11 protein-coding genes are annotated in these 9929 nt (G+C 60.8%); 9 read left to right on the top strand and 2 right to left on the bottom strand.

The window, feature by feature from the left end:
• The 7 genes from HU762_RS21560 to HU762_RS21530 form a co-directional block, all read left to right on the top strand.
• A partial coding sequence (locus HU762_RS21560; RefSeq protein WP_186640454.1) for an OprD family outer membrane porin occupies positions 1-244 on the top strand: 244 nt, incomplete at its 5' end.
• Between the two features lie 180 nt (positions 245-424).
• On the top strand, positions 425-1246 hold the full coding sequence (locus tag HU762_RS21555; RefSeq protein WP_186640452.1) for an NAD(P)-dependent oxidoreductase: 822 nt from the start codon (positions 425-427) through the stop codon (positions 1244-1246).
• Between the two features lie 43 nt (positions 1247-1289).
• A complete protein-coding gene (locus tag HU762_RS21550; protein ID WP_186640450.1) occupies positions 1290-2195 on the top strand; it encodes an SMP-30/gluconolactonase/LRE family protein in 906 nt (301 codons plus the stop codon).
• A 56-nt stretch (positions 2196-2251) separates the two neighbouring features.
• Positions 2252-3220, top strand: coding sequence for a TRAP transporter substrate-binding protein (locus HU762_RS21545; protein WP_186640448.1), 969 nt, complete (start codon positions 2252-2254; stop codon positions 3218-3220).
• A 74-nt stretch (positions 3221-3294) separates the two neighbouring features.
• On the top strand, positions 3295-3822 hold the full coding sequence (locus HU762_RS21540) for a TRAP transporter small permease (protein ID WP_186640446.1): 528 nt from the start codon (positions 3295-3297) through the stop codon (positions 3820-3822).
• Positions 3822-5102, top strand: a complete 1281-nt coding sequence (locus tag HU762_RS21535; protein ID WP_186640444.1) for a TRAP transporter large permease — start codon at positions 3822-3824, stop codon at positions 5100-5102. The genes HU762_RS21540 and HU762_RS21535 overlap by 1 nt, the downstream gene beginning before the upstream one ends.
• A 185-nt stretch (positions 5103-5287) precedes the next feature.
• Positions 5288-6157: an aldose 1-epimerase gene (locus tag HU762_RS21530; RefSeq protein ID WP_186640442.1), complete on the top strand. Its 870-nt coding sequence runs from the start codon at positions 5288-5290 to the stop codon at positions 6155-6157.
• 47 nt (positions 6158-6204) lie between these two features.
• Here the strand turns inward: HU762_RS21530 and HU762_RS21525 are convergent, their stop codons facing one another.
• A complete protein-coding gene (locus HU762_RS21525) occupies positions 6205-7005 on the bottom strand; it encodes a sulfite exporter TauE/SafE family protein (RefSeq protein WP_186640440.1) in 801 nt (266 codons plus the stop codon).
• A 136-nt stretch (positions 7006-7141) separates the two neighbouring features.
• On the opposite strand from HU762_RS21525, the gene HU762_RS21520 reads away from it, so the two are divergent.
• Positions 7142-8005, top strand: a complete 864-nt coding sequence (locus HU762_RS21520; protein ID WP_186640439.1) for an MBL fold metallo-hydrolase — start codon at positions 7142-7144, stop codon at positions 8003-8005.
• Between the two features lie 6 nt (positions 8006-8011).
• On the opposite strand, the gene bkdR is transcribed toward HU762_RS21520, so the two are convergent.
• Positions 8012-8500 (bottom strand): Bkd operon transcriptional regulator BkdR, encoded by a 489-nt coding sequence (gene bkdR, locus HU762_RS21515; RefSeq protein ID WP_003202929.1) that lies wholly within the window; start codon positions 8498-8500, stop codon positions 8012-8014.
• A gap of 192 nt (positions 8501-8692) precedes the next feature.
• On the opposite strand from bkdR, the gene HU762_RS21510 reads away from it, so the two are divergent.
• Positions 8693-9928, top strand: a complete 1236-nt coding sequence (locus HU762_RS21510) for a 3-methyl-2-oxobutanoate dehydrogenase (2-methylpropanoyl-transferring) subunit alpha (protein ID WP_030141238.1) — start codon at positions 8693-8695, stop codon at positions 9926-9928.
• Position 9929: the final 1 nt, after the last annotated feature.

The following is a 9929-nucleotide window of genomic DNA, read 5'->3' as shown; positions in this document are numbered from 1 at the left end:
TGCTGTCGGCGTGCCGGGCCTGACCCTGATGAACCGCTACATCAGCGGCGACAACGTGCACACCGCCACCGTCGACGACGGCAAGGAATGGGGCCGTGAAAGTGAGCTGGCTTACACCGTACAGAGCGGTGTACTGAAGAGCCTCAACGTGAAATGGCGTAACTCGTCGCTTCGTCGTGACTTCAGCACCAACGAATTCGACGAAAACCGAATCATCTTCAACTATCCGCTTTCGCTCCTGTAACACCGAGGAACCCTTGCCATGTGCGCCTGCCAGCGCCATGGCAAGCCCCGGCAAGGATGCCGACCTAGAGCGGTTCGTCGATCAAACGTTGACAAGGTAGCGGAAGGATAAGGATATTCCCTCTCGGTCGTACGACAACTTATAACAACTGTACCTCTCATTGTTTGCTCAGGTAATGCCATGACCACTACACAGATTCGCCAACCCTTCAATCGCCTGCTGTTGACCGGCGCTGCCGGCGGCCTGGGTAAAGTCTTGCGCGAACGCCTCAAGCCTTACGCCCGCCAGATTCGCCTGTCGGACATCGCCAACATGGCTCCGGCCATTGATGAAAGTGAGGAAGTGGTGCCATGCGACCTGTCGGATAAACAGGCCGTGCACCAACTGGTGGAGGGCGTTGATGCCATCCTGCATTTCGGTGGTGTTTCGGTAGAGCGTCCGTTCGAAGAGATCCTCGGCGCCAATATCAGCGGCGTTTTCTATATTTATGAGGCTGCGCGCAAGCACGGCGTCAAGCGCGTGATTTTCGCCAGTTCCAACCACGTCATCGGCTTCTACAAGCAGGACCAGACCCTCGACGCTCATTGCCTTCGCCGTCCGGATGGCTACTACGGCCTGTCCAAGTCCTACGGCGAAGACGTCGCCAATTTCTACTTCGATCGCTACGGCATCGAGACCGTGAGCATCCGCATCGGCTCGTCGTTCCCGGAACCACAGAACCGCCGGATGATGAGCACCTGGCTGAGTTTCGACGACCTCACCCAACTGATCGAATGCTCGCTCTATACCCCCAAAGTCGGCCATACCGTGGTCTACGGCGTGTCCGCCAACCGCGACGTCTGGTGGGACAACAGCCACGCCGCGCACCTGGGCTACCAGCCCAAGGACACTTCGGAAATCTTCCGCGCCAAAGTCGAAGCGCAGCCGATGCCGGCCGCCGATGACCCGGCCATGGTCTACCAGGGCGGCGCTTTTGTAGCGACCGGCCCGTTCGACGACTGATTCGCCTGTTTTACATGGGATACGAACGAACCAAGGAATCGCCATGCAAGCCGAATTGATTGTCGATGCACGCAATGCCGTCGGGGAAAGCCCGGTGTGGGTCCCCGAGGAAAACGCCCTCTATTGGGTGAACATCCCCAGCGGCGGCCTGCAACGCTGGAACGCCAGCAGCGGAAAAATCCAGGGCTGGGAAGCCCCCGAAATGCTCGCCTGCATCACCCGGCACCAGGACGGTGGCTGGGTCGCGGGGATGGAGAGCGGTTTCTTCCGCCTGCATCCCCATGACGACGGCAGCTTGGACAGCGAATTGTGCGCGAGCGTCGAGCACAGTCGCACTGACATGCGCCTCAACGACGGCCGCTGCGATCGCCAGGGCCGTTTCTGGGCCGGCAGCATGGTGCTGAACATGGGCGCCAACGCCGACGAGGGCCGAATGTACCGTTATGAGGCTGGTCAACGTAGCCCGGTCGAGGCGCAACTGAGCGGTTTCATTGTGCCCAATGGCCTGGGCTTCAGCCCGGACGGCCGGACGATGTACCTTTCCGATTCGCACCCGTTGATCCAGCAGATCTGGGCCTTCGACTACGACATCGACAGCGGCACGCCGTCCAACCGCCGGCTGTTCGTCGACATGATGCCTCTGGCCGGTCGCCCGGACGGCGCGGCGGTGGATGCCGACGGTTGCTATTGGATCTGCGCCAACGATGCAGGCCTGATCCACCGCTTCACCCCGGATGGACGCCTCGACCGCTCGCTGGAAGTGCCGGTGAAAAAACCGACCATGTGCGCCTTTGGCGGCAGTGGCCTGGACACCCTTTTCGTCACCTCGATCCGCCCAGGTGACGACAACGATCCGCAATCCTTGGCCGGTGGCGTGTTCGCCCTCAAGCCCGGCGTCAAGGGCCTGGCCGAACCTGCTTTCGGAGGACGGAAACACTCCGCGAACTGATCTGCTTTGCCGCTTCACATCGATAGACATAAAAACAACAACATTGGAGATTGACCATGAATTTTAAACGCACGCTTCTGATCGCGGCCCTGCCCCTGGCCTTCCTGGCGCAGGCGGCACAAGCGCTGGACATCAAGATCGCCGACATCCACCCCAAAGGCTACCCGACCGTGGTTGCGGAGGAGTCCATGGGTAAAGCCCTGGAAAAAGAAAGCAACGGCGAATTGAAGTTCAGGTACTTCCCAGGCGGCGTACTGGGTTCCGAAAAAGAAGTCATCGAGCAGATGCAAGCCGGCGCGATCCAAATGTCTCGCGTCAGCCTCGGCATCGTCGGTCCTGTGGTGCCGGACGTGAACGTCTTCAACATGCCATTCATCTTCCGCGACCAGGCCCACATGCGCGCGGTCATCGACGGAGAAGTCGGCGATGAAATCCTCAGCCGGATCACCAATTCCGAGTTCGGCCTGGTGGCATTGGCCTGGATGGACGGCGGCACCCGCAACGTCTACAGCAAGAAACCGGTGCGCACGCTCGAAGACATGAAAGGCATGAAACTTCGGGTAATGGGCAATCCGATGTTCATCGAGACCTTCAACGCCATGGGCGCCAACGGCATCGCCATGGACACCGGCGAGATCTATAGCGCCCTGCAGACCGGCGTGGTGGACGGCGCGGAAAACAACCCGCCGACCATGCTTGAGCACAACCATTACCAGAACGCCAAGTTCTATAGCCTCACCGGTCACCTGATCCTGCCTGAGCCGATCGTGATGTCGAAGATCACCTGGAACAAGCTCACGCCAGAGCAGCAAGAGATGGTGAAAAAACACGCTAAGGCTGCCCAAATGGAGGAGCGCAAGCTGTGGGACGAGAAGTCCGCCGCCAGTGAAGAAAAACTCAAGGCCGCTGGCGTCGAGTTCATCACCGTCGACAAAAAACCCTTCTATGACGCCACCGCGCCGATCCGGGCCAAATACGGTGCGCCGTATGCCGACCTGATCAAGCGTATCGAAGCCGTCAAGTAACACCTCTGAATCTGTACTCATGAAAAGGCTGGGCGCGCCGCAGGTGAAGGCGCGCCCAGTTACGGTGGAACCCGATGAAGAATTTGCTGCTGCGTATCAACGACACGATTTACATGACTTGCATCTGGGTGGCCGGCCTTTCTGTCCTCGCCGTTGCGCTGATGATTCCGTGGGGGGTGTTCGCCCGCTACGTACTCGGTACCGGCTCAAGCTGGCCGGAGCCCACCGCCATCTTGCTGATGATCGTATTTACCTTCATCGGTGCCGCCGCCAGCTACCGCTCCGGCTCGCACATGGCCGTGGACATGGTCACCAGCCGCATGCCCCCGCACTGGCAAACCCTGGCTTCGGTTTTCACGCAGCTATTGATGGCGGCGGTGTGCATTTTCATGACCGTCTGGGGCACCAAGCTGTGCATGACCACCTGGAATCAATTCATGAGCGCCATCCCCACCCTGCGCGTCGGCATCACCTACATGCCGATCCCGATCGGTGGTTTCCTGACCCTGATTTTTGTCCTGGAAAAACTCTTGCTGGGTGATCAAAGCAAGCGTCGGGTCGTGCAGTTCGACCTGGTTGAAGAAAACGAAGGTGCCGCTTAATGGACGCGCTGATTCTGCTGGGCAGTTTTTTGTTGTTGATCCTGATCGGCATGCCGGTCGCCTATGCGCTGGGCGCTGCCGCCCTGATCGGGGCGTGGTGGATCGATATTCCGTTCCAGGCCATGATGATCCAGGTAACGGGCGGGGTGAACAAATTTTCGTTGCTGGCCATTCCGTTCTTCGTGCTGGCCGGTGCGATCATGGCCGAAGGCGGCATGTCCCGCCGACTGGTGGCGTTCGCCAGTGTGCTGGTGGGCTTCGTGCGCGGTGGCCTGTCTTTGGTCAACCTTGTGGCCTCGAGTTTTTTTGGCGCGATCTCCGGCTCCTCGGTGGCCGATACCGCCTCGGTCGGCTCGGTGCTGATCCCGGAAATGACACGCCAGGGCTATCCGCGTGAATACGCCACCGCCGTCACCGTCAGTGGTTCGGTACAAGCGCTGCTGACACCGCCCAGCCACAACGCGGTGCTGTACTCCCTCGCCGCTGGCGGCACCGTCTCCATTGGTTCGCTGTTCATGGCCGGCATCGTCCCCGGCATCATGATGAACCTCTGCCTGATGGCGCTGTGCCTGGTCTTCGCGAAAAAGCGCAATTACCCCAAAGGCGAAGTGATTCCGCTCAAGCAAGCGTTGAAGATCTGCCGGGAAGCCATGTGGGGCATGATGACCCTGTTCATCATCCTTGGCGGCATTCTCTCGGGTGTGTTCACCGCCACCGAATCGGCCGCCATTGCCGTGGTGTGGGCGTTCTTCGTGACCATGTGCATCTATCGCGACTATAAGTGGAGCGAGTTGCCGAAACTGATGCACCGTACAGTACGCACCATCTCCATCGTGATGATCCTGATCGGCTTCGCCGCCAGCTTCGGCTACATCATGACGCTGATGGAAATCCCGGCGAAGATCACCACCGCGTTCCTGACACTGTCGGACAACCGTTACGTGATCCTGATGTGCATCAACGTGATGTTGCTGCTGTTGGGCACCGTGATGGACATGGCGCCGCTGATCCTGATCCTGACGCCGATCCTGATGCCTGTCATCGTGGGCATCGGCGTGGACCCGGTGCAGTTCGGCATGATCATGTTGGTGAACCTGGGTATCGGGCTGATAACGCCACCGGTGGGCGCGGTGTTGTTCGTCGGCTCCGCCATCGGCAAGGTCAGCATCGAAAGTACTGTGAAGGCGCTGCTGCCGTTCTACGCCATGCTGTTCGTGGTGCTGATGCTCGTGACCTACATCCCCGCCATTTCGCTGTGGTTGCCGAACCTGGTGTTGTAACCCTGTAAGCGAGCAAGCCCCCTTGTGGCGAGGGAGCTTGCTCCCGCTCGGCTGCGAAGCAGACGCCCGGGTCCAGACCGGATGGGCCTGCTACGCAGTCCAGCGGGAGCAAGCTCCCTCGCCACAAGAGCTATCTGCCCTTCCCAAAAGTTATCTGCCCCCCCTTCCGAACAGAAGCGACTACCATGACGCAGCCCCTCCTGTACCTCGAAGACGAACTCACCCGCCTGACCCTGGCCCCGCACCTGGGCGCCAGTCTCGTTGAATGGACCTTGCGCAGCACCGGCGCCCCGCTGCTGCGTCCGCCCGCCCCGCATGCGCTGGAAAATGGCCTGCCGGGCAAGCTGGGTTGTTTCCCCTTGACTCCCTGGTCGAACCGGATCGCCCAGGGCGGTTTCGACTGCCCCGGTGGCTGGCTGGCCCTGGAAGCCAACAGCCCCAACGACCCGTTTCCGATTCATGGCAGCGCCTGGCAACAACCGTGGCAAGTGATCGAGCAAAGCGGCCAGGAAGCATTGCTGCAACTCGACAGCCTGCACCCGTTCGCCTACTGCGCCAGCTTGCGGATTCGCCTCAGTGGCGGCCAACTGCAGATCGCCATGCTCGTTACCCACACAGCCAAACAGCCTGCCTGGCATGGGCTGGGCTTGCATCCGTATTTTCCACGCACCGCCCGCACGCGCCTGCAAACCCGGGCGAGCGAAGTCTGGAAATGCGACGCCTCGAAGTTGCCGACCGAGCTTAGCGACATTCCTGCCGAATGGGATTTCCAGGAGATTAGCGCCCTGCCCGATACCCTCGTCGACAATGGATTTGGCGGCTGGGACGGGCAGTGCCTGATCCAGCAACCGGACTTGGGCTATGAGTTGGAATGCCGCGCCAGCGGCAGCAAATACTTCCTGCTGTACTGCCCCGTCGGGCTGGATTTTTTCTGCATCGAACCGGTCAGCCACCCGGTCAATGCCCATCACTTGCCCGGGCGGCCGGGGTTGCGTTTGCTGGAGCAAGGGCAATCGGTGGCGTTGGGGTTTTCGATGCAGTGTCGGTTGCTCTAGCGCCCATATCCCTGTGGTGCTCGCCACAAAGGATCTGCGTAGAGCAGCTAAGCCCGCAGCAGCATGAACACCGCCACCCCCAGGCACACCCCGGCGAACCCCACCTGCAACGCCCGGGCCGGAACCTTGGCTGATAAATGCCGGCCAAGCATCATCCCGACGATGCTCGCCACAATGAACGCCGCCCCGACCCGGTCGATGCTCACGCCGGCATGAAACGCACCCACCACGCCAATCAACGAAATCAGGCTGATGACCATCAACGAGGTCGCGACGATCCCGCGCATCTGCACGTCGGTCAGTTGCTTGAACGCCGGGACGATCAGGAAACCGCCGCCCACGCCCAGCAGTCCCGAGACCATGCCGGTTACCGCACCCAACGCCGACAAGGTGGCGGTGCAACGGGCGGTCCAGGCCAGGCGCCCGGTCTCGCGGTCGAGCATGCAGTTTTTCTGGCCCCAACTGGCCGCGCCATGATCGCTGGGGCCCGGTTGTGCGGTCTCTCGACGCAACATGCGTGCCGCCACCAGCACCATTAGCAAGCTGAACAGCATCATCAGGATTTTTTCCGGAAGCCGGTGGGCAAAATAAATACCCACCGGCGAGAACACCGCGCCCAACAGCGCGATGAGCAACGCCGCGCGATAACGCACCAGGCCGTGGCGCAGCCCATCGATGGCGCCGACCGCCGCTGCACTGCCCACCGCCAGCAATGCCACGGGGGCGGCTTGGGTCATCGTCCAACCCAGGCCCAACACCAGGGCCGGCACCGCAAGAATGCCACCGCCCGCGCCCGTCAGGCCCAGGACCAGCCCCATGACCACACCCAGAAAACTTGCCAGCAACATAAAAGTCTCTCAAGCCGCGCACGCCTGATGTCAGGCGTGATCGCATTTGCAGGACTCGGTGGCCCTCACTTAAGCTGCGGACCTTATGTTGAAAATCCTACGCACCGCAATAGACTCTTCCTACAGGTCCGTCACCATGCCTGCGCAGATCCAGAGCTTCCTCGACCCCGCCTCGAAGACCTACACGTACGTGGTTTATGAGCACGATGGCGGGCAATGCGCGGTAATCGACCCGGTGCTTGACTATGACCCGGCTTCGGGCCGCAGCGGCACCGAACAGGCTGATCGGGTAATCGCTTTCGTGACGGAACACCAACTGACGGTGCAATGGCTGCTGGAAACCCACGCCCATGCCGACCACTTGTCCGCCGCGCCTTACTTGCGAGGGAAACTGGGAGGCAAGATCGCCATCGGCGAATCGATCCACCAGGTTCAGCGTGTCTTCAAGGCGCTGTTCAACCTCGAACCGCATTTTGCGGTGGATGGTTCACAGTTCGATCACCTGTTCACGGCGGACGAATCTTTTTTCATCGGCAACCTCAAGGCCACCGCCCTGCACGTGCCTGGCCACACCCCGGCGGACATGGCCTACCTGATCGATGGCGACGTGATCATGGTGGGTGACACGCTGTTCATGCCAGACGTCGGCACCGCCCGTTGCGACTTTCCCGGTGGCAATGCCCATCAGCTCTACGCCTCGATTCAAAAGTTGCTGGCCTTTCCCGCCAGCGTGCGCCTGTACGTGTGCCACGACTATCCGCCGGAAGATCGCGAGCCCCAATGCATGAGCCCCGTGGGCGAACAACGCCGGGACAACATTCATGTTCGCGACGGCATCGACGAAGCCGCGTTCGTGGCCATGCGTACCCAGCGCGACAAGACATTGGGCATGCCAACGCTGCTGTTGCCAGCGATTCAGGTGAATGTGCGGGCCGGCCACATGCCGCCGGCCGAGGGCAATGGCGTGACCTATCTGAAGATTCCGATCAATCAGCTTTAGAAGCTTTTACGTACCCAACGTCAACCCATTCGCCGGCAACGGCAACGCGGTCTTGTAGCGCACCTGCTTGAGGGCAAAGCTTGAGCGGATGTTCGCCACGCCCGGCACCTTGGTCAGAAAATCCATCATGAACCGCTCCAACGACTGGATCGTCGGCACCAGCACGCGGATCAGATAGTCCGGATCGCCGGCCATCAAGTAGCACTCCATCACCTCCGGCCGGTCGGAGATGGCCTCCTCGAAATGCTGCAGCGCCTCCTCCACCTGCTTCTCCAGGCTGACATGGATGAACACGTTGACGTGCAACCCCAGCAGGTCGGCATCCAGCAGCGTGACCTGCTCGCGGATCACCCCCAGCTCCTCCATGGCCCGGACGCGGTTGAAGCACGGCGTCGGCGACAGATTGACCGAACGGGCGAGATCGGCGTTGGTGATGCGGGCGTTTTCCTGAAGGCTGTTCAGAATGCCGATGTCGGTGCGATCCAATTTACGCATGAGACAAATAATCCTGATTTTTATCGTTGTGCAGATTTTTTATCTGCAAATGATCTGAACAGCAAGCTAACAGAGAAAAATATTCTTCTTCGTCGAGCCTATGATTGTTGCAGGACAATTTCCCGTACCCGGGGAAATTCGTCAGCTAGCGCGCCCACTACAAGAAATTCACAAGATCGAGCGTAGAAAGCCATGAACCCAGCGTACGAACCGCTACGCCTGCACGTCCCAGAACCCTCGGGCCGTCCCGGCTGCAAGACCGACTTCTCCTACCTGCATCTGTCCGATGCCGGCACGGTGCGCAAACCACCCATCGACGTCGAACCCGCCGACACCGCCGACCTGGCCCGCAGCCTGATCCGCGTGCTCGACGACCAGGGCAATGCCTTGGGCGACTGGGCCGCGGACATTCCCGTCGAGATCCTGCGCAAGGGCATGCGTGCCATGCTCAAGACGCGCATCTACGACAACCGCATGGTCGTCGCCCAGCGTCAGAAAAAAATGTCGTTCTACATGCAAAGCCTTGGCGAAGAAGCCATCGGCAGCGCCCAGGCCCTGGCCTTGAACATCGACGACATGTGCTTCCCCACCTACCGCCAGCAAAGCATCCTGATGGCCCGCGAAGTGCCGCTGGTGGACCTGATCTGCCAACTGCTGTCCAACGAGCGCGACCCGCTCAAGGGCCGGCAATTGCCGATCATGTACTCGGTCAAGGACGCCGGTTTCTTTACCATTTCCGGCAACCTCGCCACCCAGTTCATCCAAGGCGTGGGCTGGGGCATGGCCTCGGCGATCAAGGGCGATACCAAGATCGCCTCGGCCTGGATCGGTGACGGCGCCACCGCCGAATCGGACTTCCACACCGCCCTCACCTTCGCCCACGTCTACCGGGCGCCGGTGATCCTCAATGTGGTCAACAACCAATGGGCCATTTCGACGTTCCAGGCCATTGCCGGCGGTGAAGCCACCACGTTCGCCGGACGCGGCGTCGGCTGCGGCATCGCCTCCCTGCGTGTCGATGGCAACGATTTCATGGCGGTCTATGCCGCCTCGCGTTGGGCCGCCGAACGCGCCCGCCGCAATCTCGGCCCGGCGCTGATCGAATGGGTCACCTACCGCGCCGGCCCGCACTCCACGTCCGATGATCCCTCGAAATACCGTCCCGCCGATGACTGGAGCCATTTCCCGCTGGGCGATCCGATTGCCCGCCTCAAGCAGCACATGGTGAAGATCGGCCAGTGGTCCGAAGAGGAACATGCCGCCGTCACCGCCGAACTCGAAGCCGAGGTGATCGCCGCGCAAAAGGAAGCCGAGCAGTACGGCACCCTCGCCGGCGGGCAGATCCCAAGCGCCGCGACCATGTTCGAAGACGTCTACAAAGAGATGCCGGAGCACTTGAAGCGCCAGCGTCAGCAGTTGGGGATCTGAC

Origin of the sequence: Pseudomonas sp. SWRI92 (assembly GCF_014268685.1) — a bacterium.
Lineage (GTDB): Bacteria > Pseudomonadota > Gammaproteobacteria > Pseudomonadales > Pseudomonadaceae > Aquipseudomonas > Aquipseudomonas marvdashtae.
The sequence above is the reverse complement of the archived record's forward strand: the minus strand, read 5'-3'. Positions and strand labels throughout refer to the sequence as shown.

What these genes read in the sequence shown, in the direction of transcription:
- HU762_RS21510 (WP_030141238.1), top strand. Translation starts at nt 8,693, where the DNA reads ATGAACCCAGCGTACGAACCGCTACGCCTGCACGTCCCAGAACCCTCG.
- HU762_RS21525 (WP_186640440.1), bottom strand. Translation starts at nt 7,005, where the DNA reads ATGTTGCTGGCAAGTTTTCTGGGTGTGGTCATGGGGCTGGTCCTGGGC.
- HU762_RS21545 (WP_186640448.1), top strand. Translation starts at nt 2,252, where the DNA reads ATGAATTTTAAACGCACGCTTCTGATCGCGGCCCTGCCCCTGGCCTTC.
- HU762_RS21555 (WP_186640452.1), top strand. Translation starts at nt 425, where the DNA reads ATGACCACTACACAGATTCGCCAACCCTTCAATCGCCTGCTGTTGACC.
- HU762_RS21540 (WP_186640446.1), top strand. Translation starts at nt 3,295, where the DNA reads ATGAAGAATTTGCTGCTGCGTATCAACGACACGATTTACATGACTTGC.
- HU762_RS21550 (WP_186640450.1), top strand. Translation starts at nt 1,290, where the DNA reads ATGCAAGCCGAATTGATTGTCGATGCACGCAATGCCGTCGGGGAAAGC.
- HU762_RS21535 (WP_186640444.1), top strand. Translation starts at nt 3,822, where the DNA reads ATGGACGCGCTGATTCTGCTGGGCAGTTTTTTGTTGTTGATCCTGATC.
- HU762_RS21520 (WP_186640439.1), top strand. Translation starts at nt 7,142, where the DNA reads ATGCCTGCGCAGATCCAGAGCTTCCTCGACCCCGCCTCGAAGACCTAC.
- HU762_RS21530 (WP_186640442.1), top strand. Translation starts at nt 5,288, where the DNA reads ATGACGCAGCCCCTCCTGTACCTCGAAGACGAACTCACCCGCCTGACC.
- bkdR (WP_003202929.1), bottom strand. Translation starts at nt 8,500, where the DNA reads ATGCGTAAATTGGATCGCACCGACATCGGCATTCTGAACAGCCTTCAG.